The organism is Dickeya sp. CFBP 2040, assembly GCF_012273755.1.
GTDB classification, from domain to species: Bacteria; Pseudomonadota; Gammaproteobacteria; order Enterobacterales; family Enterobacteriaceae; genus Dickeya; species Dickeya poaceiphila.
The window spans coordinates 26,206-51,687 of the sequence record NZ_JAAVXH010000084.1; the positions used below are offsets into that span (position 1 = coordinate 26,206).

Sequence of the window (25,482 nt, forward strand, 5' to 3'; positions counted from 1 at the left end):
GAGCCGGTAATCCATGGCCAAGTTTTTCATAGATCGCCCGATTTTTGCTTGGGTCATCGCCATTATGGTGATGCTCACCGGGACACTGGCAATCCTGAAGTTGCCCATTGCGCAGTACCCGACGATAGCTCCACCTGCGGTTCAGATCACCGCAAACTATCCAGGCGCTGATGCGAAAACCCTGCAGGATACCGTCACACAGGTGATCGAGCAGAACATGAACGGGATCGACAAGTTACTGTATATGTCTTCTAACAGTGACTCGTCCGGCACCGTACAGATCACACTGACGTTTGATGCTGACGCCAACCCAGACATCGCGCAGGTACAAGTACAGAACAAACTGCAACTGGCAATGCCGCTGTTGCCGCAGGAAGTGCAGCAACAAGGCGTTAGCGTGCAAAAATCCAGCAGCAGTTTCCTGATGGTGCTTGGTTTTGTCAGCGATAACAATAACGTGACCCAGCAGGATATCGCGGACTTTGTCGGCGCCAGCATCAAAGATCCTATCAGTCGCGTACGTGGTGTAGGCGATACGCAGTTGTTTGGTGCGCAATACGCCATGCGCATCTGGCTGGACCCAGACAAACTAAACAATTACCAGCTGACCACCAGCGATGTTATCTCAGCGATTCAGGTACAGAATAACCAGATTGCTGCTGGTCAGTTGGGCGGTACACCACCGGTTCCCGGCCAGAAACTGAATGCGTCCATTATTGCGCAGACCCGACTGAATTCGCCGGAGCAGTTCGGTAAGATTCTGTTGAAAGTCAATCAGGATGGCTCGCAAGTTCGCCTGAATAACGTTGCCCGCATCGAACTTGGCGGTGAAAGCTACAACGTTATTGCACGTTATAATGGCCGCCCTGCTGCTGGCCTGGGGATTAAACTTGCCACAGGCGCCAATGCGTTAGATACCGCGGCAGCGCTAAAAGCAGAAATCGCCAAACTGGAACCGACGTTCCCGGCCGGGCTGAAGGTGGTGTATCCGTATGACACGACGCCGTTCGTAAAAATCTCCATTTACGAGGTGGTGAAAACGCTGCTGGAAGCCATCGTGCTGGTGTTCGTGGTGATGTATCTGTTCTTGCAGAATTTCCGTGCCACGCTGATTCCCACTATTGCCGTCCCCGTGGTACTGCTTGGAACCTTCGCTATTCTGTCCGCCTTCGGCTATTCGATTAACACCTTGACCATGTTCGCTATGGTACTGGCCATCGGCCTATTGGTGGATGATGCCATCGTCGTAGTGGAAAACGTGGAACGTGTCATGGCGGAAGAAGGATTGCCGCCCAAAGAAGCCACACGTAAATCCATGGGACAGATTCAGGGCGCGCTGGTCGGTATCGCGCTGGTGCTGTCCGCAGTATTCATACCCATGGCGTTTTCCGGCGGTTCAACCGGCGCTATCTACCGCCAGTTTTCCGTCACCATCGTGTCTTCCATGGTGCTGTCGGTACTGGTTGCGTTGATCCTGACGCCGGCGCTGTGTGCAACTATCCTGAAACCTATCGCTAACCATGGCGAGAAAAAAGGTGTTTTCGGATGGTTCAACCGCTTGTTCGACAAGAGCACCCATCACTACACCAGCAGTGTTGCGAATATCCTGCGCAGCACTGGCCGCTACGTCGTGTTATATCTGATTATTGTTCTGGTTCTGGCTTTTGGATTTACCCGTGTGCCAAGCTCCTTCCTGCCTCAGGAGGATCAGGGCGTATTGCTGACAATGGTGCAACTGCCGGTAGGATCCACCCAGGAAAGCACGCAGAAAGTGCTTGATAAGGTGAATGATTACTACCTGAAAAACGAAAAAGAAAACGTTAAATCGGTCTTTACCGTTAACGGCTTCGGCTTCGCTGGTCGCGGCCAGAACATGGGTATCGCTTTCGCCAGCCTGAAAGACTGGGATGAACGAAGCGGTGCTGCCAATAAAGTCGATGCGATTATCGGTCGTGCTTTTGGCGCCCTCTCCCAAATCAAGGAAGCGATAGTTATCCCGTTCAACATACCAGCAATCGTTGAACTCGGTACTGCTAGTGGTTTTGACTTTGAACTGATCGATCAAAACAACCTCGGCCACGATAAGCTAATGGCTGCTCGTAACCAACTGCTGGGAATGATCGCTCAACATCCCGATACGCTGGTACGTGTCCGTCCCAACGGGATGGAAGATATGCCGCAATACCGGCTTGAGATCGATCAGGAAAAAGCACAATCGCTCGGTGTATCGATTTCGACTATTAATGCCACACTCACTACTGCGCTTGGAGGTTCTTACGTCAATGACTTCATTGATCGCGGCAGGGTGAAAAAAGTATACGTTCAGGCTGAAGCCAAATTCCGTATGCTGCCCAGCGATATCCAAAAATGGTATGTCCGTGGCGCCTCAGGTCAGATGGTCCCGTTCTCGGCTTTTGCTTCTGCACGTTGGGAATACGGTTCGCCACGCCTGGAGCGTTATAACGGTCTACCGGCAGTAGAACTGGTGGGTGAAGCAGCTCCCGGTAAGAGTACAGGTGAAGCCATGGCGCTGATGGAACAACTGGCGTCTCAATTACCGCCGGGGATCGGATTCGACTGGACTGGCATGTCCTATCAGGAACGACTGGCAGGTAACCAGGCACCGGCGCTGATTATTATCTCCGCCATTGTGGTATTCCTGTGTCTGGCTGCACTTTATGAAAGCTGGTCAATCCCCTTCTCCGTTATGCTGGTTGTCCCACTCGGCGTGTTTGGCGCGGTGATGGCAGCAGGCATACGTGGTATGGAAAATGACGTCTACTTCAAGGTAGGTCTGCTGACAACCATCGGCTTATCCGCCAAGAACGCTATCTTGATCGTCGAGTTCGCTAAGGATTTGATGGAAAAAGAAGGAAAAGGCTTGGTCGAGGCCACGCTGGATGCCGTGCGTATGCGTTTGCGACCAATTCTGATGACATCACTGGCGTTCATTCTGGGCGTGGTGCCGCTGGTTATCAGCAGTGGTGCAGGCTCTGGCGCGCAGAACGCGGTTGGTACCGGTGTAATGGGCGGGATGATTACCGCTACCGTACTGGCTATCTACTTCGTACCAGTGTTCTTTGTGGTGGTACGTCGCCGCTTCAGCAAAAAGAAAGAAACGGACGAATCACACCGCGAGCACTCGCAGCCCAATCACTAACACATTACTTTTCTTCAAAAGGCCGCTTTGCGGCCTTTTTTTCAAGCGTTTTTTCAGATGTCAGGCACGCCCCTTGCAATTTCACTCACCTTACATCTCCTTGCAAACCATAGCGTTGATTATCACGCTAAAAAAGCGCACAATTAAGTTATGTTATAACATAACAAATGAGGCAATTATGAAAGCGAACATTCATCCTCACTACCGTCCTGTTCTGTTTCACGATACGAGTGAGAATGTGTTTTATAAAATTGGGTCTACGATCAAAACTGATAGAACCTACGAGTACGAAGGCGAAATCTACCCTTACGTCACTATCGACGTCTCTTCTGCCTCTCATCCTTATTATACCGGCAAACAAAAAGAATACGCCAAAGAGGGGAGCGCAGCGCGTTTCCAACAGCGTTTCGGTCGCTTTCTGAAATCATAATATGAGGAATTATTCATGCAGGTATTAAGCTCTCTGCGCAGCGCCAAAACACGTCACAAAGACTGCATCGTGGTCAAACGACGGGGTCGTGTCTATGTCATCTGTAAAACCAATCCACGTTTCAATGCCGTGCAGGGCAGGAAAAAGAAAAAACGTTAATTATTATTAGAAGAAAAATTATTGGAAGGTGCGCATCACCGCACCCTCCTTAACCAAAAAACAAAATCCCCTTTAAAAACAAAATGATAAAATAATTAATTTCTCATCCATCCAGAATCTTTACAAATAAAGACAAACCAGAAAGATTAATTAACACAGTGATTCTTGCTAACGCCAAAAAAAATTAAATATACTCGTGTCAAATGTCGATAAATATATCAAGGCTCACTGGAAGCGGCCCATCAATGGCAGCTATCGTCATAAAAATGGTTCGACCACACCGTAAATGTTGGCTTTTTTGCTATAATGAATTCAGAATGATTGATAACAGTGATGTTGCGTCATTCCCTGACATTCACCGTGTTACCCCTGTTCGTCTTAAGATTAAGGGACATTGAGGCATACTGAGGGGGCATCTATCTTCTGCACTTCATTACACCACCAGTCTGGCAACGTGGTGACCCTAAGTGAAACTGAATCGTAGCTTACGGAGGGATAGAAATGGATGAGTATACACCCCAACATTATGATATTGCCCAACTCAGATTCTTATGTGAAAATCTGCACGATGAAAGTATTGCTACATTAGGTGACAGTAACCGTGGATGGGTGAATGATCCGACCTCTGCGGTTAATCTTCAACTAAACGAACTTATCGAACACATTGCAGCATTTGTTGTTACCTACAAAATAAAATACCCGCATGAAGCGGCGTTATGTGAACGAGTTGAGAAATATCTAGACGATACTTATATTCTTTTCAGCAACTACGGTATAAATGATGCAGAGTTGCGGAAATGGCAAAAATCTAAGTCACAATTATTCAGAATGTTCTCAGAAAAGAGCATCTGTACGGTAGTAAAAACTTAAGTAATAATTTATCTAAGTCTTAATTTGAATCCAGGAAAACTAATAAGGTCACTATGAAAAAAATCGACTATCTTATGCGTTTGCGTAAATGCACAACCATCGATACGCTTGAGCGTGTTATAGAAAAAAACAAGTACGAGCTTTCTAACGATGAACTTGAAATGTTCTATTCAGCCGCAGACCACCGTCTTGCAGAGCTAACGATGAATAAACTTTACGACAAAGTACCAACTGCTGTGTGGAAATATGTTCGATAAGTAGTAAAAACAGCAGTTCAATGCATAAACATAAAGACACTGTGCCGATATGCCGTCGGCCTTTGTTTTTTAGCAGCAAGAAAAAATCGCCCGTTTGTAACAAAAATTGTTCACTGCAACTTTGTTCATCACTACCTAAAGTTCTCTTTATTGATTGCCCTGATACTCAGAATTAAATTTAATTGTCTTACTAAAAATTCTTGCTGCTGTCCCGCTCATCTAAAAAGCGCCATTATTGCACTAATGAGTGTCAGGAGATTAAATAGTTGACATGGCATCAACGCCATCAAAGGAAAGTTTGAGAAAATGAAGTGGTGGAGACCCCGCCAGCTACATCCCGGCACACACGTCGCCTGCTGCGGCTGCTTCCTTCCGGACCTGACCGGGTCCACAGGTTAGTGTTGCGGGAGAACCAACAGGGCCTCCATTGACAGCCCCACTGTCGTGGAGCGGGGGCATTATCGGTGATGGACTGAGCAATTGCAAGAAAACGGCGCTTAACCGCTGTTTTCTTACTCATCATCAGCTTTTATACTGCTAGTATTGGTCATTTTTTTATCCGTTTCCAACATGTTGACCCCATCCATGACTACTGAGGTGGATAATTTTCGACAGCGCGTCATCCACGTTATCGCCGCAATTCCTTACGGATGTGTTGTTACCTATGGCGATGTTGCACTCCTTGCCGGTTCATCGCGCGCAGCACGACAAGTTGGCGGTATATTACGGGGCTTACCCGCTGGCAGCGAGTTACCCTGGTACCGGGTAATTAACCGGAAAGGTGAGATTTCACTTACAGGTCCAGATTTTCAGCGGCAAAAATCAGCCCTTCAATCTGAAGGAATAATATTGAATTCGGAAGGGAAGATCGATCTGGACAAATTCCGCTGGCGGTACATGCAAGGCCGTTAATACTGACCGCCAGCGAGAGAAGACATTAATAAGATTGCAATAATGAACCAGAACTATCACCCGATGTCTCCGGCTCATTAGGTGTTAAAAACCCAGCAGGTTTCGCAGGTACCGGCACGGCTGGCACCGGTATCAAGGTCAGATCGGCATTATTCACCCCATTGCTGACCACTGGCATCACATGTTCAGTAATCAGTGTCACCCGGTTGTTAATAGCAACAGCGGCGCTTAGCAGAATTCGGGCATCAGGCCGAATCTCTGACGGGTTATAAGGCAGTACAAACCGGAATGGTGCCTGCTGGCCTTCAGTTCGGATAACCCGCTGGGAGATAACTTTTGAGGGTACATCTGGAATAGACGCATCAGATACCGTTACCGTCAGCACCGAATCTGGTGGCAACGCGATTTTTTGGCGAATATTGATTGTGCCAGTCACAGTGGGCATTCCGCTAACAGGTTGGGAAAGCCTCTGAACCTGCCCTATTGCCGGTGCAGCCGCCTCAGAAACAGTACTATGGTTATTCACGCATCCGGAAAGTGCGGACAATACCGTAATACCGCCAAAGATATGCCATAATCTCATAGGCTAAGCCTCCTTAATATTATTCTATTCAAGATGACGGTCAGCTAATACCGCATCTGTTAATAAGTATGAACCAACCAGCATGACAATTATGGTGGAAAATTCCGATAGTTATGGCGCTGTCCATTACTATCTCAATTTGCTGCTCAGGCTCTGCCAAGGTGTTTTGACGAAAACCGGTTTCTTATTGCGGTAAATTAGTTACGTAATCACATTACTCTAAAGGCTGAACTATGGGTCAGGCATTACAAAATCTTCTCGATCTGCTGAATCTGGAAAAACTGGAAGAAGGACTATTCCGTGGTCAAAGTCAGGATCTGGGATTACGTCAGGTATTTGGTGGGCAGGTAGTCGGCCAGGCATTGTCAGCTGCCAGACAAACCGTACCCGCGGAACGCTTCGTCCACTCGTTTCACAGCTACTTTCTGCTCCCTGGCGATAGCCAGAAACCGATTATTTATGATGTAGAGACACTGCGAGACGGTAACAGCTTTAGTGCCAGACGCGTCAGTGCCATTCAGAATGGCCGTTCGATTTTTTACATGACAGCCTCTTTTCAGACTCGTCAAAGCGGCTTTGAACATCAAAATGAGATGCCACAAGTAATACCACCTGAAGAACTCCCATCTGAACAGGATATTGCCCGTAGCATGGAACATTTGATTCCGCCGGCTATGCGACAAATTTTTACTGCTGACAGACCGATTGAGATTCGTCCGGTAACATTCCATAACCCATTAAAAGGCGAAGTTTCTCCTCCAGTCAGACAAGTATGGTTTCGTGCCAATGGCACCATGCCTGATGACGAGAGAACCCACCAATATCTGCTCGGCTATACCTCCGATTGCCACTTCCTGCTTACGGCGCTGCAACCGCATGGCGTAGGATTCCTTGAGCAAGGTATGCAAGTCGCCACCATTGACCATGCCATGTGGTTCCACCGACCGTTCCGTCTGGATGATTGGCTGCTTTACACCGTTGAAAGCCCCTCAGCCTCTGGTGCTCGCGGATTTGTACGCGGCCATTTCTACACCCGTGAAGGTGTGCTGGTGGCCTCCAGTGCACAGGAAGGCGTCATCCGGCGGCATGGGCAATAATCGCTAATTTGAGATGTAAAAAAACCACCTTTTTCAAGGTGGTTTTTTTGAGTTCATTAGGGTAACAGTGATATCCGTTACCGAACGAGAAAAATTATTGGTTGTACGCGTTTTCGCCGTGGCTGTTGACGTCCAATCCCTCACGCTCCTGTTCTTCCGGAACACGCAGACCAACCGCAATATCCGCAACCTTGAAAGAGATGAACGCAGCAACACCAGACCATACGATAGCAACAATCACGCTAAACAGCTGAACCCATACCTGATGAGCCATGGTCACACCCTGAGCATAACCAGTACCACCCAGTGATGAAGCAGTAAACACGCCAGTCAGCAAGCATCCGACGATACCACACACGCCATGCACACCGAACACATCACAAGGATCGTCAACACGCAGCCATTTCTTCAGCACGGTCACGCCCCACAGGCCAGCAAAACCACCAGCAAAGCCGATCACCATTGCGCCACCGATACCCACAGTACCCGCTGCTGGTGTAATGGCAACCAAGCCCGCGATACAACCGGAACAGGCACCCAACAGAGAGGGTTTGCCACGAGTAACCCACTCACCCAGCACCCATGCCAGGATTGCAGCGGCAGTAGCCACCACAGTGGTCAGGAACGCCAGACCAGCAATATTGTTAGCGGCGGCAGCAGAACCCGCGTTAAAACCGAACCAGCCGATATACAGGATAGCGGTACCTAAAAACACTGTCGGCAGATTGTGTGGTTTGAACGCCTCTTTACCGAAACCGACACGTTTGCCCAACAGTAATGCGCCAACCAGACCAGCCACTGCAGCATTGATATGCACCACCGTACCACCGGCGAAGTCCAGCGCACCATCTGCCGCCAGATAACCTCCACCCCATACCATATGAGTCATCGGCAAATAAGACAACGTGAACCACAGTGCAGAGAAGATCAACACAGCAGAGAAACGCACGCGTTCACCCAAAGCACCAAGCACCAAGCCTACTGTGATACAAGCAAAGGACGCCTGATACGCCACATGAATAAACTGGTAAAAAGTACCGCTGACTGAGTTGATATCAATGCCATTCAGCATGAAGTTAGTCAGACCACCAAAGAACGGGCTGCCGGTGCTAAATGCCACACTGTAGCCATAAATCACCCACAAGATGCAGACCAGGGCAAAAGCTACTGTTATTTGGGTCAGCATAGACAGCACGTTTTTGCTGCGAATCAAACCACCGTAGAACAACGCCAGACCAGGAAGCGTCATGAACAGTACCAATGCCGTACAAATCATCATGAACGCGTTGTCCGCCTTATCCACTACAGGTGCCGGCGTATCCGCCATAGCCCATGCTGGAAGCATGGCTGCCGCCCCTAAACCTAACGACAAGGAAAATTTCTTCATTTTTTCATTCATCCCTATTTAATAAGGCTAAATCAGGTAATAGTTATAGTGCGGCTTCATCAGTTTCGCCGGTACGGATACGGATGACACGCTGCAGTTCCGCAACAAAAATTTTGCCATCGCCAATCTTACCCGTGTAAGCGGCTTTGCTGATCACATCAATAACTTCATCCAGTTGGTCATCAGCGATCGCAATATCGATCTTCACCTTTGGCAAAAAATTAACGCTGTACTCTGCGCCGCGATACAATTCTGCGTGCCCTTTCTGGCGCCCAAACCCTTTCACCTCAGTGACGGTAAGCCCCTGGATGCCCACAGAAGACAGTGCTTCACGTACATCTTCCAGCTTGAACGGTTTAATTACCACAGTAACCAGTTTCATCCTCATCCCCCTAACCATGTAAGTTCAGGCTATTGCCCGTCACTCTCAATATCTCCACGCATCACTTAAAGCAAATCGTGTGCCACAAATCCCACACCGATATAAAAGCGATGAAACGTGATGCTTTAAAGACAGAAAAGAAGATGACTGGATGAAGTATGAACACTAAATGGGAAAAACAGGAGCGCGTGACGCACAAAAATAGTGCATCACGCTTAGTTTCAGTGCAACACACTGTACAACAAGGAATGATCTGCCAAATTATGGTGCGAAATGCTGCACTGCGTTGGCAGTCATGGTGCCTGAGAGATCAGTGCGACGGAGTCATGTGGCTGCGAAAAAGTTAATTCCTTGCCCGCCTGCTGCAGTTGATACATCTGATAGTATCGGCCTTCCTTTGCCAGCAATTGTTCGTGCGTTCCCCGCTCCACCGTTCTGCCATGATGCAGCACCAGAATATTGTCTGCTTCGACAATAGTAGACAAACGATGCGCAATCACCACCAATGTTGTATAGGAACGCACCAGCCGCAACGCTCGCTGGATAGCCTGTTCAGTACCGGAATCGATATTGGCGGTCGCTTCATCCAGAATTAAAATTCTTGGAGTCGCCACCAGCACCCTGGCCAACGCCAGTAGTTGCTTTTGCCCAACGGACAGGTTATTGCCCTGCTCGCCAATCCGACTATGAATGCCTTCCGGCATGTCACGCACCAGCGATGCCAGTTGCACCATCTCCAGCGCCTGCCAAACTATTTCCTCACTGATGTCACGCCCCAGTGTGACATTCGCGTACATAGAATCGGCCAACACCACTGGATCCTGCTGCACCATCGCCACATGCTGGCGCAATACCTGATGCGATAAGCTCGGCAACAGACGATTATCCAGACGAATTTCCCCGCTATCTGGTGCGTAATACCCCATCAGCAGGTTTGCCAGCGTACTTTTACCACTCCCGGTATGCCCAACTAACGCGACAAATCCCCGATCCGGCACATGCAGCTCAATGTGATGCAACACCGGCCTGTCTTTATGATAAGAAAACGTCACTTTATTGATATCAATGCGCCCACTCTCTAACGCACGAATATCATCACCGTATTGCTGACAGGCACCATCCATCAATTCAAAAATACGCTCTCCGGCTACAACGGCCTGCTGCAACATCGATTGCTGGGTGGTCAATTCAATCAGTGGCTCATTCAACCGGCCTAAATAGTTGATAAAGGCATACAACACCCCAACGCCTACAGAACCGACAGCACTAAACCCAAATTGTAGCAACAGACCGCACATCACCAGTGCCGAAAACAGGCTTAGCAGTGGGCGCAACAGGAACCCATCCAACCTCAGTGTCTGCATACGCGTGTCATAATGCGACCAACTGGCGACGCTAAGCTTTTTACCAAACCTTATCTGTTGACGAAACTGTTGGATAATATTCATGCCACTGATGGATTCGTTGAAGCCATCATTGATATCCGCCAGGTAACTACGCATCCGGCGAACGACAGGCGTGCTGTAGCGTTGATAAATCGCCATAACAATTGCTACTGCCGGAAAAATTGTGGTGGCCACCAGCGCCATACGCCAGTCCAGGCTGAACATGGCAATCAGCATCGCCCCAATTAGCGCGGCGCTGCGCAGTACACTGCCCACCACCATCACGTACAGATCCCGAACCACTTCCGTATCATTAGTCACGCGGGAAATTAACTGCCCGACGGGTTGGGTGTCAAACACCGACAAGGGTTGACGCAAAGCGGCATCCATTACATCAATGCGCAACTGCTGCACGACACCAACCGCAACACGATTGAACATCAACGCCTGAATATAGTGCAACAGCGCCGCCATGATCTGTAACAGGACATATACTGTCGCCAGACTGGCCGCAATCAGCAATGGAAACTCGCCTTTACTCACCACATGATCAATGAAATAACTGACCAGCACCGGACCTGCGACTTCTGCTCCAGCCGCTACCCATAATAGCAACACACCGGTTCCGAGCGTTTTCTTCCACGGCAGCCCGTAAGCCAATAGCCGTCTCAGTGTCGGCCATAACGCACGGGGATTATTCATTCGATTGTTCCTCACAGGGTGAATCATCCAGCGCGGCTTCCAGTTGCTGATAGCGGAACATATCACGATACCATCCAGCCTGCTGCGACAGGTACGCATGATCGCCACGCTGCGCCACATATCCTTGCTGCAACACCAGAATTTCATCGGCATCTACCAGTGCCGACAAGCGATGTGCACTGATAATCAGGGTCCGTTTCTGCCCCCACTGGCGCAAGTTGCTCAAAATCTGGTGTTCCGTGCGTCCATCTACCGCTGACAATGCATCATCCAGCACCAGCACTTCAGCTTCCAGCAACAGCGCGCGAGCAATGGCAATGCGTTGTTTTTGACCACCAGACAGCATGACTCCCCGTTCACCCACCTCAGTTTGGTATCCCTGCGGCAGGCGAAGGATGTCATCATGTACATTTGCCAACCGCGCCGCTTCTTCTATTTGTTGTTGGGAAGCATCAGGGCGGCCCAGCGCGATGTTATTAGCTACTGAATCCGAAAACAGGAACGGCGTCTGACTCACTACCGCAAAGCGGCTGCGCAGTGCATCCAACTGAATGTGGTGCAATGGTTGCTGATGATAGGTAATCTGCCCTTGCTCAACATCAAAATAACGCAGAAGCAATGCCAGCAACGTACTCTTGCCAGAACCGGTTGGACCGCAAAGCCCCAGCGTTTTTCCCGGCGCCAATGTAAAGCGAACATCATTGAGCACCAACGCCGCACTCCCCGGATAGTGGAATGCGTCAATCCTGGCAACCAACGTTCCAGAGTCAGCGGGTAATGCCTGAAAACCATCTACCACTACCGGTTCTTCAGACAATAATTGACGGATTCGACCGTAAGCAGCGCTACCTCGCTCAACAATATTAAACATCCAGGCTAACGCCAGCATCGGCCAAATCATCAACCCCAGATACATCACAAAGCTGGTTAATGCCCCCAGAGTCAGGGCACCATTAATCACCATCCAGCTACCGCCACCGACGGCCAGCAAATTAGAAATCGCTACCGCGATATAAATGGTCGGGTCGAAACGCGCATCTATACGCGCCACTCGCATATTTTTTTGTCCGGCGTCAGCAGCGACCTGAGCAAAACGACCCGACTGATGATCTTCTAGTCCAAAGGCTTTGATCATGCGAATACTGGTAAGGCTCTCCTGAGCATGGTCATTGAGTGAGGAAAAAGCAGCCTGTGCGTCCTTGAAACGTTGATGCAACTGGGTGCCATAACGCTTAATGATCACAGCCATCAATGGCATTGGCACCAGCGCTATTAGCGTCAACTGCCAACTCAGTTGGGTACACATCACTACCAGTACCGCACATCCCATCACCATGGAATCAACCAGCGTTAACACCCCTTCACCGGCGGCAAACACAACCCGATCCACGTCATTGGTGGCACGGGCAAGCAAGTCTCCAGTACGGTGGCGAAGATAAAAGGCAGGATGCTGCCGACTCAGTTGGCGATAGAAATCTTCACGCAGTTCAACGGCCAATTGATAGGCTGCACCAAACAGCCATATACGCCAGAAATAGCGCAATAGATAGGTCAATAAGGCGACCAGCAGAATTCCGCCAATCCACCACAGCACCGAGGATGTGGCCATTTGATGCTGTGTTACGCCATCAACAATAATGCCAACCAGTCTGGGCGGCAGCAATTGCAGGATAGCAATCACAATCAACAGGATTACCGCCCCCATATAGCGCTTCCATTCACGGCGGAAATACCATCCCAGTTGAACAAAGAGTCTCACGCGTTTTCAGTCCATCAGCTACATAGCAAAGTAGAATGCAGTAAACGGGTCATTATACATAAAGTGAATAGTGAATTAATTTTATACCTGCAGGGGCAAGGCTGTTGTTTGTTTAATACACTCCATGGCGAAACTGGAGGTGACATCAACCAGCCCCGGTATGCCATTGACCAAACGTTTGTAAAAAGCATCGTAGCTTTTCATATCAGCTACCTGAACCTGCATCAGATAGTCGTATTCTCCCGCCATGCGATAAAACGCCAGCACCTCAGGCATATCGGAAACAAAACGGGAAAATTCACGATACCAGGCGCTGTTATGTTGCTGTGTCTTCAATAACACAAATGCCGTTAGCCCCAACCCCAATTTTTCGTTATCCAGCAACGCGACGCGCGACTTGATATATCCCTCATCCTCCAGCCGTTTAAGCCGTTTCCAGCACGGGGTGGAAGTCAGGTTCACTGCCTCAGCCAACGCCTGCAGTGAAAGAGTGCAATCCTGCTGTAGCAATGACAGCAAAATACGATCAGTTTTATCCAGCATAGTGATATAAAAGAGAAAAATTTTCTCTAGTTAGCGCTCTTTACAGACAAAAAAGCAATCTTTTTTTCTGTAAAAACCGATACGCTAAATCATATCCCTCCAAGCTCATGTACGTACTACATCAGTTGGTGGAACACCGCGTGAGAACATGACTATTTTTCAGCAGGACAACTAACATGACCAGCACCTGGGTACGTGATGCCGTCAGTGCAATTGAGGCCGACTTTCAACGCTCAGCAGATACTCATCTGATTCGTCTGACTCTGCCGGACTATCCCGGTATTTACTTTTACCTTAAAGACGAGAGCACACACCCCAGCGGTAGTCTCAAGCATCGCCTTGCTCGGTCCCTATTTCTGTACGGTCTTTGCAATGGCTGGATTAACGAAGGTACACCAATTATTGAAGCGTCATCCGGCAGTACAGCCGTATCGGAAGCCTATTTCGCCCGCCTGCTAGGACTACCGTTCATTGCCGTGATGCCATCCTGTACAGCCAGACGAAAAATTGAACAGATCACGTTCTACGGCGGGAATTGCCATTTCGTCGAACAATCCGGCCAGATTTACGCGGCCTCCGAAGAACTGGCCAAAGAATTGCGCGGCCACTACATGGATCAGTTCACTTATGCAGAACGTGCCACCGATTGGCGCGGCAATAATAACATTGCAGACAGCATCTACCGACAAATGGAGCGCGAACCATTCCCAACACCAGATTATCTGGTGATGAGCGCTGGTACAGGCGGCACCTCCGCTACGCTGGGGCGCTATATCCGTTACAAAGGACTGGATACGCAACTGGTGGTGGTGGACCCTGAAAACTCGGTATTCTACGACTGCTATCGTCAGCAGGATCGCACACTCACCGGAAAATGCGGCAGTCTTATTGAAGGCATTGGTCGCCCGCGCGCCGAGCCATCGTTTATTCCTGGCGTTATCGACGACATGATAAAAGTACCTGATGCCGCCAGTATTGCTACCTTGTACTGGCTGGAACAGATTCTGGGGCGCAAGGTCGGACCGTCCACAGGGACTAACGTCTGGGGTATGCTGCAACTGGCCGCAAAAATGGTGGCAGAAGGACGACGTGGGGCAATCGTTACCTTGCTGTGCGACAGTGGTGAGCGCTATCTTGATACTTATTACAATCAGGATTGGGTAAAAAGCCACATCGGTGATGTCACGCCCTATCTCCAGCAACTGACCGAAAAATATCGCCTTCCATGATGACATCCTGAGCGGCTGCACGCTCCTTGCACTGAACCGCACCGGGATTTCAGGTACCATAAGCGCCAGAATAGGTTTGACGAACAGCGGCCAACTGGCGGCTCCCACGCATGAGGGTAAACAAGAATGACAAGCGCAGTTGTAGTTTTCAGCGGTGGTCAGGACTCTACCACCTGTCTGATACAAGCATTGCAGCAGTACGATGACGTCCATTGCGTCACTTTTGACTATGGGCAGCGCCACCGCGCTGAAATCGATGTTGCCGCTGAACTGGCGCAAACGCTGGGAGCAAAAGCGCATAAAGTACTGAACGTCAGTTTGCTCAACGAACTGGCGGTCAGCAGCCTGACCCGCGACAATATCCCTGTGCCCGAATTTGACGCTACGAGTGATGGTTTGCCGAGTACCTTTGTTCCCGGTCGCAATATCCTCTTTCTGACACTGGCTTCGATTTATGCCTATCAGGTGGGAGCCAATACTGTTATTACCGGCGTCTGTGAAACCGATTTTTCCGGCTATCCTGATTGCCGCGATGAATTCGTCAAGGCATTGAATCAGGCAGTAGCGTTGGGGTTGGCCAAAGACATTCGCTTCGTGACGCCGCTGATGTGGCTCAATAAAGCTGAAACCTGGGCGCTGGCGGACTACTATCAACAGCTTGATATCGTCAAAAACCATACACTCACCTGTTACAACGGCATCAAAGGAACGGGGTGTGGGCAATGTGCTGCGTGTCATCTGCGGGCAAAAGGGCTGGCGGAGTACCAGCATAATCCATCAGCCGTAATGGCTTCGTTGAAACACAAAACCGGGCTGAAGTAGACCCACCGGGTACCAGACAAGACAATGCTTGTCTGGTACTGGCCTTTCACATTTTATCCTGCCTGCCGCTGTGGAATGGCATTCTCGCCAGCTTTCCCCAACGATAAAACGAGTTACAGACGCAAGCGGGACTGATTGCGTTCGATCAGCGCACTGCCAATTCCCGGAACCTCCTGTAGCTGCTCGATCTTGGTAAACGGACCATTTTGCTCACGATAAGACACTATCGCCTGAGCCTTTTTTAGCCCAACGCCATTAAGTGCTGCAGCCAGTTGTTCTGCCGTTGCGGTGTTAATGCTCACTTCCTCTTCATCTGACGTTGTAGCGGGCTTAGCCGATTTTTCAGTTTTCTGCTCCGGCGAAGAGGGTTTCACTGCAGTTGCCGCGGTTTTCTCCGGCGTGGTAGTGCCGGGCGAGGCATGAAGCCACGTTGAGACACCGGAGAGACTCATCCCGACAATAAGACATAACGCTTTGATTCCTGAGTTTTTCATGCTGTTTCCTCCTTGTGTTTGACAGCACGGCTACAATGCCTGAGCACTAGACACACGACAAACAGCAAACTGAAAATGTGGAAAAGGCCGCGAAAGCGGCCTTTAAATGTTGCAGTGATTTGCAAAACTCTGCGAGGGTTATTGCACTTCTTGTGCAGCGTTACCGAACTTAATCTTCGCCTGACTACGCAAGCTGGTCAGCAAAGTATCAAACAACGCCCCCACAGAGCTTTGCTCAATCTGGGTACCGAACTGCTTCTTCTGTTCATCAGACAAGGTATGTGGCTTCACAGCATTCAATGCAACCAAAACAATATTACCAGCCTGATCCTGAGCCACTGCGTAAGACGGTTGGTCTTTCTTCGGCTGCGGCATCGCAAACACAGTTTCCGCCAGCGCATCAGTCTGACCAACAGAGGACATCTCTTTCGCTGCACTAAAACTCAGGCCAGCGGTTTTCATGCTGTCGGTTTTACCCTGATGGAGATCAGCGAGAATCTTTTCAGCGTCAACTCTGGCTTGTTGCTCTGCTTTTTGACGTTTCAACGCCTGAACGACCTGCTCGCGCACCTGATCCAACGGTTGAGTCGTTTCCGGCTTGTGGTCAGTCACGCGCAATACGAACGCACGATCACCTTCGACGCTGATCACATCTGAATTGTTACCCGGCGTGCCATTCTCGCCAACCAGCGAACCACCCAAAATAGCCTGAGTCACCGGTTGGAAGTTCAATGCGGCAGGTACGTTGTCACGCGTGAACCAGTCTGTCTGAACTGCCTTGACGTTGGCGACTTTCTCAGCAGAAATCAACGATTCATTATCATTGCTGGCCGCTTCACTCACCTTCTGCTGTAAAGCGTAAAACGCATCCAGCGATTTCTCACGTTTTACCTTTTCAGCCAAATCAGCACGAACCTCATCCAACGCTTTAACACGCTGAGCCTGAATATCATCCAGTCGAATAATCAGGTAACCTACCGAAGATTTAACAACATCAGACAATTGGCCTTTCTGCTTCAGACCAGCCTGTTTGATTTCATCGACTGTAGAGCCATCATCCATCCAACCCAAGTCACCGCCATTACGACGGGAAACAATATCGGTAGATTTTTCCTTAGCCAGCGCCGCAAAATCAGCGCCTTTCTTCAACTGCTCCAGTACTGCTTTAGCATCCGCCTCAGTTTTTAACTGAATGACGCTGTATTTTTTGCGTTCCGGCTGGGTGAACTCACTCTTATGCTGCTCGTAGTACGCGGCGGTATCACTACTATCCACCTTGGTTTTGTCCATGATGGCAGCAGCATCCAGCATAATATAGCTGACTTTGAACTGCTCTGGCGCCAGATAACGGCCCTTGTTCTGATCGTAGAAGTTTTTCACTTCCTCATCAGAAACCGTCTGATTCCTGGCTCTGGCATTGAGATCGATAGTTGCCGTACGAATGGTGCGATCTTGTGCTGCCATCGCCACCAGATTATTAAGCTCCTGCGGCAGTACGAAGTCAGTGTTACCTAACCCGCGAATCAATTGTTGAGTCAACAATTGCTTACGCAGAAATTGCACATAAGCATCTGTCGTCAGCCCCAGTTGACGCACCTGTGACAAGTATTTGTCATTATCGAAACGGTTATTGGTCTGAAATTCAGGCACAGCGAAAATCGCCTGTTTGACCTGATCGTCGCTGATACTCAGCCCCAAGGTATGGGCATACTGCACAACCAGCGTTTCATCAATGAGCTGTGACAGCACCTGCTTGCGCAACTGCTGCATATACCCCTCATTAGCGGCCAGTGCAGAGAAATTATCTCCCAACATCTCCTGCTGGCGACTACGCTCATTCTGAACCCCTTGCTCAAGCTGGGACCGGGTAATCTCCTGGCCATTTACCTTGGCCGCGTAATCACCTGAACCTCGTATCAGGTAATCTCCCACACCGGTCAACACGAATGAACCAATAATCAAGGCAAGAATAATTTTCAGCACGACGTTGTTAGCGGCCGCGCGTAAATTGTCCATCATAATGTGACAACACTCCGCTGTAGAATGGATAACACTTCCCCTGCGCAGGCCGTAGCCATACTTCCCTGCTATTGCTATAGCCGTCTTCGGCTAGGGCGCATTCAAGTATTTGCCTGATAACAGTAATCTCAATTAGCTGTAAAAAAAGGCACATCATGCCATGATGCGCCTCATATCTTACCTTACCCATCACATTGAGTCAGGTAGTGTTTGGACTGGAAAGTCGTCCCGACTCAGATTTTGCTAATTAATCATCAATTCACTGAATCTTTCAGTGCTTTACCAGCGCGAAAACCCGGCACTTTAGCGGCAGGAATATTGATTTCCTTCCCGGTTTGCGGGTTACGGCCAGTACGCGCCGCACGCTCACGAACAGAAAACGTACCAAAACCAACTAAAGCAACGTCATCCCCTGCTTTCAGAGATTCGGTAACAGACCCAATAATTGCATCCAACACACGCCCTGCTGCCGCTTTGGAAATATCAGCATCTGCGGCAATTTTGTCGATCAATTGTGACTTGTTCACACTATCATCCCCTCTGAAATACTGTCATTACGCTAGGGTGTCCAGCGCAGCATGTAGCTTTATTAATTCAGTCAAAACCCCGGTTACCGGCCTGCAGTCTCGACAGTGCTCTAACTTAGCGGCACGAAAAAAGGCTGGCAAGCACCAATTTACTTACCAACCCTTATTTTCTCAGTGGTTTTTGCTATAGGTCACTATTTTTTAGCCACCGACTTTACCACATCCATGCCATAAGGTGAGTTCTGCAAGGCCAGAGTAAGCACTTCCTCAATGCGTTTGACTGGGTGAATGTCCAAATCGGCAATCACATTCTGCGGAATTTCTTCCAGATCGCGCTTGTTCTCTTCCGGAATCAGCACGGTCTTGATCCCGCCGCGGTGTGCAGCCAGCAATTTTTCTTTTAACCCGCCAATTGGCAACACCAGCCCACGCAGCGTGATTTCACCCGTCATCGCTACATCAGCACGCACCGGGTTACCGGTTAAACAAGACACCAATGCGGTACACATTGCAATACCGGCACTCGGACCATCTTTCGGTGTCGCCCCTTCAGGCACATGAACGTGAATATCACGTTTTTCATAGAAGTCGGAATTAATTCCCAGCTTTTCAGCTCTGGCTCGTACCACAGTCAGTGCAGCCTGAATCGACTCCTGCATAACTTCACCCAGAGAACCGGTGTAAGTCAGCTTACCTTTGCCCGGTACGCTGGCAGTTTCTATTGTCAACAGATCGCCACCGACTTCCGTCCAGGCAAGCCCCGTTACCTGACCAACACGATTCTCCTCGTCTGCACGACCATAGTCGTGGCGTTGAACGCCGAGATACTCCTTCAGATTGTCGCCAGTAATAAGGATATGCTTGATAGCCTTATCCATCATGAGCGCTTTTACCGCCTTACGGCACAGCTTGGAGATTTCACGCTCCAGACTACGCACCCCAGCTTCGCGGGTGTAATAGCGAATGATGCCGATAATGGCACTATCTTCGACCGTCAGCTCACCTTTTTTCAGGGCATTACGCTCAATTTGCTTCGGCAGCAAGTGCTGACGCGCGATATTGAGTTTTTCATCCTCGGTATAGCCGGACAGCCTGATCACTTCCATACGATCCAGCAGCGGTGCCGGAATGTTCATGGAGTTGGACGTTGCCACAAACATGACGTCGGACAGGTCGTAATCCACTTCCAGATAATGATCGTTAAATGCCACGTTCTGTTCCGGGTCCAGTACTTCCAACAGGGCAGAAGCAGGATCGCCGCGCATATCGGAAGACATCTTATCGATCTCATCCAATAAGAATAACGGGTTTTTTACGCCCACCTTCGCCATCTTCTGAATCAGTTTGCCCGGCATGGAACCGATATAGGTACGACGATGACCGCGGATTTCCGCTTCATCGCGTACACCGCCCAGCGCCATACGAACATACTTACGACCGGTAGCTTTGGCAATCGACTGACCCAGAGAGGTTTTACCTACCCCCGGCGGACCAACCAGACACAAAATCGGCCCTCTTATCTTGCTGACCCGGCTCTGTACCGCCAGATATTCAAGGATGCGTTCCTTGACTCGTTCCAGTCCATAGTGGTCGCTGTCCAGCATTTCCTGGGCTTTGACCAGATCTTTCTTCACTTTGCTACGCGCCTGCCACGGCACTTGCACCATCCAGTCGATGTAACTGCGTACCACGGTCGCTTCCGCCGACATCGGTGACATCATGCGCAGTTTCTGCAACTCCGCTTCGGCTTTTTCGCGCGCGTCTTTCGGCATGTTCGCAGAATCGATTTTACGTTTCAGCGCTTCCTGCTCGTCAGGTGCATCATCCATTTCGCCCAGCTCTTTCTGAATGGCCTTCATCTGTTCATTCAGGTAATACTCACGCTGACTTTTTTCCATCTGCTTTTTGACACGACTACGGATACGTTTTTCCACCTGTAGCAGATCAATCTCGGATTCCATCATCGCCATCAGGTATTCCAGACGCTCGGTTACGTCGGACATTTCCAGTACCGATTGCTTATCCGCCAGCTTCAGCGGCATGTGCGCGGCAATGGTATCGGCAAGACGTGCGGCATCATCAATACTGTTAAGCGATGTTAATACTTCAGGGGGAATTTTCTTGTTCAGTTTGATGTAGCCTTCAAACTGATTAATAGCCGTGCGCATGAGCACTTCCTGCTCACGCTCTTCAATTGCCGGCGACTCCAGGTATTCGGCCTGAGCCGCAAAATGCTCTCCGCTGTCAGAGAGTGTCGTGATGCGTGCTCGCTGCAAGCCTTCCACCAGCACCTTAACGGTTCCATCAGGCAGTTTCAGCATTTGAAGAATAGAGGCGACCGTCCCTACCGAGAAAAGATCGTTAACACCAGGCTCATCCGTTGAGGCTTCTTTCTGTGCCACCAGCATGATCTTTTTATCGTGATCCATAGCCGCTTCAAGGCACCGAATTGATTTCTCCCGCCCAACAAACAACGGAATGACCATGTGCGGATAAACCACCACATCGCGCAACGGCAATACGGGGATTTCTATGCGTTCGGAACGCTCAGGGTTCATAGAGCTCTCTCTTAGTTTCGTTTCCGCCAGGTTAAGGGAATCCGTGAAACGCGGGCATCACGGTTTTCGCCTATAGGTATTCGAGTATATGGGGATAAATACCTCACATTCAACGACTGAACGTGTGTAAAAAAAAATGGGGGGCTAAAACCCCCCACTTTGTCGTTTACCGTTGTTTTTTAGGCTAATTATTCACCAGATGCTTGCTGTGCTTCGGGCTTACCGTAAATCAGCAGCGGTTCGGTTTGCCCCGAAATAACAGACTCATCGATCACCACTTTATCCACGTTTTCCAGTGAAGGCAGATCGTACATCGTTTCCAACAACGCCGCTTCCACGATAGAGCGCAAACCACGCGCACCAGTCTTGCGTGCCATCGCTTTTTTAGCAATGGCGGTCAACGCTTCGTCACGGAATTCCAATTCCGCACCTTCCAGTTTGAAAAGTGCCTGATATTGCTTGGTCAGTGCATTCTTCGGCTCACGCAAGATCTGGATCAAGGCTTCTTCATCCAGCTCTTTGAGCGTGGCTACTACCGGCAAACGACCAATAAACTCTGGGATAAGACCAAATTTGATCAAATCGCCCGGTTCCACCTGCCCCAGCAACTCGCCTTCTGTCGCTTTCTGAGACAAACCTTTGACTGTCGCATTGAAGCCAATACCACGACCGGTATCCGTACGCTGCTCAATAACTTTGTCCAGCCCGGCAAATGCACCACCACAGATAAACAGGATCTTGGAGGTATCAACTTGCAGAAATTCCTGCTGCGGATGCTTACGGCCACCTTGCGGCGGAACAGCGGCGATCGTGCCTTCAATCAACTTCAGTAACGCCTGCTGAACACCTTCGCCAGACACATCACGAGTGATGGACGGATTGTCGGATTTACGGGAAATCTTGTCGATTTCATCAATATAGACAATACCGCGCTGCGCTTTCTGCACATCGTAATCGCACTTTTGCAACAGCTTCTGAATGATATTCTCAACGTCTTCGCCAACGTAACCCGCTTCGGTCAATGTAGTGGCATCAGCCATGGTGAAAGGGACATCCAGGAAACGGGCCAGGGTTTCCGCCAGCAATGTTTTCCCGCTACCGGTCGGCCCAATCAGCAGGATATTGCTTTTGCCCAGTTCGACACCACTATTACTGTCACCGTTACGCAGACGTTTGTAGTGATTATAAACCGCAACCGCCAACACCTTTTTCGCCTGCTCCTGGCCGATGACATAATCATCAAGATGACGGCGGATTTCGTGTGGCGTCGGTAACGCACTGCGCTCACGGTGTGGCGCAACCTCTTTAATTTCTTCGCGAATAATGTCGTTACACAAGTCAACACATTCATCGCAGATATACACTGACGGCCCGGCAATCAGCTTACGAACCTCGTGCTGGCTTTTGCCGCAGAAAGAACAGTACAGCAGCTTCCCTGAACCGTCTTTGCGCTTATCTGTCATGAGTCAAACCTCTTCTCTAGTCTCTTGCCCGCAGGCCAACCACATAGCAATAGCGCCACAACAAAACCAGCCTACTGCCATATGGCCGGCAACCCGCGTCATCGGGCTATCTCGTATCTACGGCGTTATTCACGATGGGTGAGTATGGAATCCACTAACCCATAGTCTACTGCCTCGGCAGCAGAGAGGAAACGGTCACGCTCCGTGTCCCTTTCTATCGCTTCAAGAGGCTGACCAGTATGTTTGGCCATCAACTCGTTCATTCGAGCTTTCACCTTGAGGATCTCTTTGGCATGAATCTCAATATCCGTTGCTTGCCCCTGGAACCCACCCAATGGCTGATGAATCATCACTCTGGAATTCGGCAGACAGAAACGCTTACCTTTAGTACCTGCGGTCAGCAGGAACGCTCCCATTGACGCTGCCTGTCCCATACAAATGGTACTAACATCCGGCTTAATAAATTGCATGGTGTCGTAAATCGACATACCGGCGGTAATCACGCCCCCCGGAGAGTTAATATACAGGTAGATATCTTTCTCAGGGTTTTCGGCTTCCAGAAACAACATCTGCGCCACAATCAGGTTAGCCATATGATCTTCTACCTGACCGGTCAGAAAGATCACTCGCTCCTTCAGAAGCCGGGAATAGATATCGTAAGAACGCTCCCCACGCGAAGTCTGCTCAACCACCATCGGCACCAAAGCCATGTGCGGGGCCAATTTTTCTTGTTCGCCACTGTATGACATTAACGTCTCCTAGATAAAATGCATTTGGCGCATAAGGCCTGATTCTACTTGAGATAGAAAGTGATGACCATGCTCTGACACGCAGTTAGCCATCTCGCCGTTGTCGGAATCAGGCGAATTTCCCTGACGATGCAATCTACGCGGTTATTTAACCAGTTGGGGACCGATGCATCTTCTTTCAAGCTTACACCAGCGATTCATGTCGGTTAAAGCGATATCCTGCACCGAAAGCCGGTTGGATTACACTCTGATTAATTTAACGGCTATCACGCATTAATCGTTATTAATCATAGTGCAGATTTAGCAGAAGCTCGCTAGCGATACGCTGAGCAATTCGCCGCCTCAGGGAACAAAAAACCCACAGCGCAAGCTGTGGGCTTTTGAAGAGACGACTTTAGATAAAAATCGGGATTAGGCAGTCGCAGTCTGGTTCATCAGCTCGTTAAAGCTAACCGCTTTCTCTACCACTTTCGCCTTGGACAACAAAGCTTCAATCGCCTGCTCTTCCAGCGCGACGTTACGCATGTTGTTCATCATCTCTTTGTTTTTCTTGTAGTAATCTACCACTTCACGCGGGTCTTCATACGCAGATGCGATTTCATCGATCAGAGCGTTGACGCGACCTTCATCCGCTTTCAGCTCGTTAGATTCAATCACTTCACCCAGCAGTAGGCCAACTACCACACGACGTTTAGCCTGTTCTTCGAACAGTTCACGCGGCAGTTCCAGAGCTTGTTTTTCGTTGCCACCGAAGCGCTGAGCCGCCTGACGGCGCAGAACGTCAACTTCGTTGTCGATCAATGCAGCCGGCACGTCAATCTCATTGGCCTTGACTAAGCCGTCGATAACCTGAGATTTCACACGGTTGCGAATCGCACCTTTCAGTTCACGCTCCATGTTTTTGCGCACTTCAGCACGCAAGCCTTCCAGAGAACCGTCTTCAACGCCGAAGCGCTTGATGAAATCGGCAGTCAGTTCCGGCAGCTCACGCTCTTCCACTTTCTTCAGTACGATAGCGAACTTGGCGTCCTGACCTTTCAGGTTTTCAGCGTGGTAGTCTTCTGGGAATTTCACATCAATAGTGAACTCATCACCCGCTTTGTGGCCAACAATTCCGTCCTCAAAACCAGGGATCATACGGCCCTGACCCATAGCCAGAACGAAATCGGAAGCTTTACCGCCTTCGAACTCTTCACCGCCAACAGAACCGTTGAAATCGATGGTTACGCGATCTTCAGCTGCCGCAGCGCGATCAGTTTCTTTCCAGGTTGCCTGCTGCTTGCGCAGAGTATCCAGCATACCGTCCACATCAACATCAGATACGTCTACCAACGGTTTTTCAACTTCGATGGTATCCAGACCTTTCAGTTCAACTTCCGGATAAACTTCGAACTCTACAGTGTAAGTAAAATCGCCACCGATCTGGTATTCGCCCGGAACATAGTTCGGCGCGCCAGCCGGGTTGATTTTTTCTTTGATGATGGCATCAACGAAGTGACGCTGCATCAGATCGCCCAACACGTCCTGACGGACGGAGGCGCCATAACGCTGTTCAACAATTTTCGCCGGCACTTTGCCTTTGCGGAAACCATCGATACGAACTTTTTTAGCCACACTGACCAATTCGCTCTTAACAGCATTCTCAATACTGTCAGCAGCAACGGTAATCGTTACGCGGCGCCCAAGGCCTTGAGTGGTTTCAACTGAAACTTGCATCTTGTTACCTCAAAAAATCACAGTGCTCGGTCAACCCCAGAGGCCGTTTTCATAAAGCGCCCAGGGGCAACCTTGTTGATCACAGTCTCACAGAACCAGGATGGCCACTTTACCGGACCAGTTCCCTATAGTTAGTCAGAAGCGTCCCGAATACATTCCGGAAAATAAGACGCAGCATTATAGCGGCATCAATAGAGCGAGTCGAGGAGAGTAACCAGACTATTGGCAGAGGACTTTCACACTTTCTGTCTTCAATCACCGCAGGTCACCTGTAAATCG

The 25,482-nt window shown here is 49.6% G+C and carries 22 protein-coding genes and 1 other RNA gene; 9 read left to right on the forward strand and 14 right to left on the reverse strand.

The window, feature by feature from the left end:
- Nucleotides 1–13 precede the first annotated feature (13 nt).
- The 5 genes from Dpoa2040_RS11160 (at nucleotide 14) to Dpoa2040_RS11180 (ending at nucleotide 4,876) form a co-directional block, all read left to right on the forward strand.
- A complete protein-coding gene (locus tag Dpoa2040_RS11160; protein WP_146411447.1) occupies nucleotides 14–3,160 on the forward strand; it encodes an efflux RND transporter permease subunit in 3,147 nt (1,048 codons plus the stop codon).
- A gap of 178 nt (nucleotides 3,161–3,338) precedes the next feature.
- Nucleotides 3,339–3,590 carry a type B 50S ribosomal protein L31 gene (locus Dpoa2040_RS11165; RefSeq protein ID WP_042869325.1) on the forward strand — a complete coding sequence of 84 codons (252 nt, stop codon included), beginning with the start codon at nucleotides 3,339–3,341 and terminating at the stop codon, nucleotides 3,588–3,590.
- A 15-nt stretch (nucleotides 3,591–3,605) separates the two neighbouring features.
- Nucleotides 3,606–3,749 (forward strand): type B 50S ribosomal protein L36, encoded by a 144-nt coding sequence (gene ykgO / locus Dpoa2040_RS11170; RefSeq protein WP_012770724.1) that lies wholly within the window; start codon nucleotides 3,606–3,608, stop codon nucleotides 3,747–3,749.
- A 501-nt stretch (nucleotides 3,750–4,250) separates the two neighbouring features.
- Nucleotides 4,251–4,619: an Hha toxicity modulator TomB gene (gene tomB, locus Dpoa2040_RS11175; RefSeq protein WP_042869322.1), complete on the forward strand. Its 369-nt coding sequence runs from the start codon at nucleotides 4,251–4,253 to the stop codon at nucleotides 4,617–4,619.
- A gap of 53 nt (nucleotides 4,620–4,672) precedes the next feature.
- Complete coding sequence (locus tag Dpoa2040_RS11180; RefSeq protein WP_009114000.1) at nucleotides 4,673–4,876, forward strand: HHA domain-containing protein; 204 nt, start codon at nucleotides 4,673–4,675, stop codon at nucleotides 4,874–4,876.
- 321 nt (nucleotides 4,877–5,197) lie between these two features.
- Here the strand turns inward: Dpoa2040_RS11180 and ffs are convergent.
- Nucleotides 5,198–5,294: signal recognition particle sRNA small type (gene ffs / locus Dpoa2040_RS11185), an RNA gene on the reverse strand.
- A gap of 167 nt (nucleotides 5,295–5,461) precedes the next feature.
- Here ffs and Dpoa2040_RS11190 point away from each other — a divergent pair.
- Nucleotides 5,462–5,788, forward strand: coding sequence for an MGMT family protein (locus Dpoa2040_RS11190; RefSeq protein ID WP_071604286.1), 327 nt, complete (start codon nucleotides 5,462–5,464; stop codon nucleotides 5,786–5,788).
- Nucleotides 5,789–5,813: 25 nt separating this feature from the next.
- Here Dpoa2040_RS11190 and Dpoa2040_RS11195 read toward each other — a convergent pair whose 3' ends face one another.
- Nucleotides 5,814–6,371, reverse strand: a complete 558-nt coding sequence (locus Dpoa2040_RS11195) for a YbaY family lipoprotein (protein WP_168641291.1) — start codon at nucleotides 6,369–6,371, stop codon at nucleotides 5,814–5,816.
- A gap of 233 nt (nucleotides 6,372–6,604) precedes the next feature.
- Here Dpoa2040_RS11195 and tesB point away from each other — a divergent pair, with 233 nt between their 5' ends.
- Entirely contained in the window at nucleotides 6,605–7,468 is an 864-nt protein-coding gene (gene tesB, locus Dpoa2040_RS11200) for an acyl-CoA thioesterase II (protein WP_042869318.1), read from the forward strand.
- Nucleotides 7,469–7,562: 94 nt separating this feature from the next.
- Here tesB and amtB read toward each other — a convergent pair whose 3' ends face one another.
- The 5 genes from amtB to Dpoa2040_RS11225 all read right to left on the reverse strand — a co-directional run bounded on the left by amtB (nucleotide 7,563) and on the right by Dpoa2040_RS11225 (nucleotide 13,626).
- Entirely contained in the window at nucleotides 7,563–8,855 is a 1,293-nt protein-coding gene (amtB, locus tag Dpoa2040_RS11205) for an ammonium transporter AmtB (RefSeq protein WP_042869316.1), read from the reverse strand.
- Nucleotides 8,856–8,898: 43 nt separating this feature from the next.
- Nucleotides 8,899–9,237: a P-II family nitrogen regulator gene (gene glnK, locus Dpoa2040_RS11210; RefSeq protein WP_002208627.1), complete on the reverse strand. Its 339-nt coding sequence runs from the start codon at nucleotides 9,235–9,237 to the stop codon at nucleotides 8,899–8,901.
- 293 nt (nucleotides 9,238–9,530) lie between these two features.
- The gene (locus Dpoa2040_RS11215; RefSeq protein ID WP_168641292.1) at nucleotides 9,531–11,324 is read right to left on the reverse strand and encodes a SmdB family multidrug efflux ABC transporter permease/ATP-binding protein; all 1,794 of its coding nucleotides are present in this window, start codon (nucleotides 11,322–11,324) and stop codon (nucleotides 9,531–9,533) included.
- Nucleotides 11,317–13,083, reverse strand: coding sequence for a SmdA family multidrug ABC transporter permease/ATP-binding protein (locus Dpoa2040_RS11220; protein WP_168641293.1), 1,767 nt, complete (start codon nucleotides 13,081–13,083; stop codon nucleotides 11,317–11,319). Before Dpoa2040_RS11220 ends, Dpoa2040_RS11215 begins: the two co-directional genes overlap by 8 nt.
- 81 nt (nucleotides 13,084–13,164) lie before the next feature.
- On the reverse strand, nucleotides 13,165–13,626 hold the full coding sequence (locus Dpoa2040_RS11225) for an Lrp/AsnC family transcriptional regulator (protein ID WP_042869310.1): 462 nt from the start codon (nucleotides 13,624–13,626) through the stop codon (nucleotides 13,165–13,167).
- Nucleotides 13,627–13,802: 176 nt separating this feature from the next.
- Between Dpoa2040_RS11225 and Dpoa2040_RS11230 the strand changes: the two genes are divergently transcribed.
- Nucleotides 13,803–14,855 (forward strand): PLP-dependent cysteine synthase family protein, encoded by a 1,053-nt coding sequence (locus Dpoa2040_RS11230; RefSeq protein WP_168641294.1) that lies wholly within the window; start codon nucleotides 13,803–13,805, stop codon nucleotides 14,853–14,855.
- Nucleotides 14,856–14,981: 126 nt separating this feature from the next.
- Nucleotides 14,982–15,677 (forward strand): 7-cyano-7-deazaguanine synthase QueC, encoded by a 696-nt coding sequence (gene queC / locus Dpoa2040_RS11235; protein WP_168641295.1) that lies wholly within the window; start codon nucleotides 14,982–14,984, stop codon nucleotides 15,675–15,677.
- A 113-nt stretch (nucleotides 15,678–15,790) separates the two neighbouring features.
- On the opposite strand, the gene Dpoa2040_RS11240 is transcribed toward queC, so the two are convergent.
- The 7 genes from Dpoa2040_RS11240 to tig form a co-directional block, all read right to left on the reverse strand.
- A complete protein-coding gene (locus Dpoa2040_RS11240; RefSeq protein WP_168641296.1) occupies nucleotides 15,791–16,171 on the reverse strand; it encodes a helix-hairpin-helix domain-containing protein in 381 nt (126 codons plus the stop codon).
- Nucleotides 16,172–16,309: 138 nt separating this feature from the next.
- The gene (gene ppiD, locus Dpoa2040_RS11245; protein WP_168641297.1) at nucleotides 16,310–18,190 is read right to left on the reverse strand and encodes a peptidylprolyl isomerase; all 1,881 of its coding nucleotides are present in this window, start codon (nucleotides 18,188–18,190) and stop codon (nucleotides 16,310–16,312) included.
- 254 nt (nucleotides 18,191–18,444) lie between these two features.
- The gene (gene hupB / locus Dpoa2040_RS11250) at nucleotides 18,445–18,717 is read right to left on the reverse strand and encodes a nucleoid-associated protein HU-beta (RefSeq protein WP_042869301.1); all 273 of its coding nucleotides are present in this window, start codon (nucleotides 18,715–18,717) and stop codon (nucleotides 18,445–18,447) included.
- 194 nt (nucleotides 18,718–18,911) lie between these two features.
- Nucleotides 18,912–21,275 (reverse strand): endopeptidase La, encoded by a 2,364-nt coding sequence (lon, locus tag Dpoa2040_RS11255; protein WP_042869298.1) that lies wholly within the window; start codon nucleotides 21,273–21,275, stop codon nucleotides 18,912–18,914.
- A 188-nt stretch (nucleotides 21,276–21,463) separates the two neighbouring features.
- The gene (gene clpX, locus Dpoa2040_RS11260; protein ID WP_042869296.1) at nucleotides 21,464–22,738 is read right to left on the reverse strand and encodes an ATP-dependent protease ATP-binding subunit ClpX; all 1,275 of its coding nucleotides are present in this window, start codon (nucleotides 22,736–22,738) and stop codon (nucleotides 21,464–21,466) included.
- A 125-nt stretch (nucleotides 22,739–22,863) separates the two neighbouring features.
- A complete protein-coding gene (gene clpP, locus Dpoa2040_RS11265; protein WP_042869294.1) occupies nucleotides 22,864–23,487 on the reverse strand; it encodes an ATP-dependent Clp endopeptidase proteolytic subunit ClpP in 624 nt (207 codons plus the stop codon).
- 411 nt (nucleotides 23,488–23,898) lie between these two features.
- Nucleotides 23,899–25,203 (reverse strand): trigger factor, encoded by a 1,305-nt coding sequence (gene tig, locus Dpoa2040_RS11270; protein WP_168641298.1) that lies wholly within the window; start codon nucleotides 25,201–25,203, stop codon nucleotides 23,899–23,901.
- Nucleotides 25,204–25,482: the final 279 nt, after the last annotated feature.

What these genes read in the sequence shown, in the direction of transcription:
- glnK (WP_002208627.1), bottom strand. Translation starts at nt 9,237, where the DNA reads ATGAAACTGGTTACTGTGGTAATTAAACCGTTCAAGCTGGAAGATGTA.
- clpP (WP_042869294.1), bottom strand. Translation starts at nt 23,487, where the DNA reads ATGTCATACAGTGGCGAACAAGAAAAATTGGCCCCGCACATGGCTTTG.
- Dpoa2040_RS11195 (WP_168641291.1), bottom strand. Translation starts at nt 6,371, where the DNA reads ATGAGATTATGGCATATCTTTGGCGGTATTACGGTATTGTCCGCACTT.
- ykgO (WP_012770724.1), top strand. Translation starts at nt 3,606, where the DNA reads ATGCAGGTATTAAGCTCTCTGCGCAGCGCCAAAACACGTCACAAAGAC.
- queC (WP_168641295.1), top strand. Translation starts at nt 14,982, where the DNA reads ATGACAAGCGCAGTTGTAGTTTTCAGCGGTGGTCAGGACTCTACCACC.
- Dpoa2040_RS11225 (WP_042869310.1), bottom strand. Translation starts at nt 13,626, where the DNA reads ATGCTGGATAAAACTGATCGTATTTTGCTGTCATTGCTACAGCAGGAT.
- Dpoa2040_RS11165 (WP_042869325.1), top strand. Translation starts at nt 3,339, where the DNA reads ATGAAAGCGAACATTCATCCTCACTACCGTCCTGTTCTGTTTCACGAT.
- clpX (WP_042869296.1), bottom strand. Translation starts at nt 22,738, where the DNA reads ATGACAGATAAGCGCAAAGACGGTTCAGGGAAGCTGCTGTACTGTTCT.
- Dpoa2040_RS11240 (WP_168641296.1), bottom strand. Translation starts at nt 16,171, where the DNA reads ATGAAAAACTCAGGAATCAAAGCGTTATGTCTTATTGTCGGGATGAGT.
- lon (WP_042869298.1), bottom strand. Translation starts at nt 21,275, where the DNA reads ATGAACCCTGAGCGTTCCGAACGCATAGAAATCCCCGTATTGCCGTTG.
- Dpoa2040_RS11190 (WP_071604286.1), top strand. Translation starts at nt 5,462, where the DNA reads ATGACTACTGAGGTGGATAATTTTCGACAGCGCGTCATCCACGTTATC.
- tomB (WP_042869322.1), top strand. Translation starts at nt 4,251, where the DNA reads ATGGATGAGTATACACCCCAACATTATGATATTGCCCAACTCAGATTC.
- Dpoa2040_RS11160 (WP_146411447.1), top strand. Translation starts at nt 14, where the DNA reads ATGGCCAAGTTTTTCATAGATCGCCCGATTTTTGCTTGGGTCATCGCC.
- Dpoa2040_RS11215 (WP_168641292.1), bottom strand. Translation starts at nt 11,324, where the DNA reads ATGAATAATCCCCGTGCGTTATGGCCGACACTGAGACGGCTATTGGCT.
- Dpoa2040_RS11230 (WP_168641294.1), top strand. Translation starts at nt 13,803, where the DNA reads ATGACCAGCACCTGGGTACGTGATGCCGTCAGTGCAATTGAGGCCGAC.
- tig (WP_168641298.1), bottom strand. Translation starts at nt 25,203, where the DNA reads ATGCAAGTTTCAGTTGAAACCACTCAAGGCCTTGGGCGCCGCGTAACG.
- tesB (WP_042869318.1), top strand. Translation starts at nt 6,605, where the DNA reads ATGGGTCAGGCATTACAAAATCTTCTCGATCTGCTGAATCTGGAAAAA.
- ppiD (WP_168641297.1), bottom strand. Translation starts at nt 18,190, where the DNA reads ATGATGGACAATTTACGCGCGGCCGCTAACAACGTCGTGCTGAAAATT.
- amtB (WP_042869316.1), bottom strand. Translation starts at nt 8,855, where the DNA reads ATGAAGAAATTTTCCTTGTCGTTAGGTTTAGGGGCGGCAGCCATGCTT.
- Dpoa2040_RS11180 (WP_009114000.1), top strand. Translation starts at nt 4,673, where the DNA reads ATGAAAAAAATCGACTATCTTATGCGTTTGCGTAAATGCACAACCATC.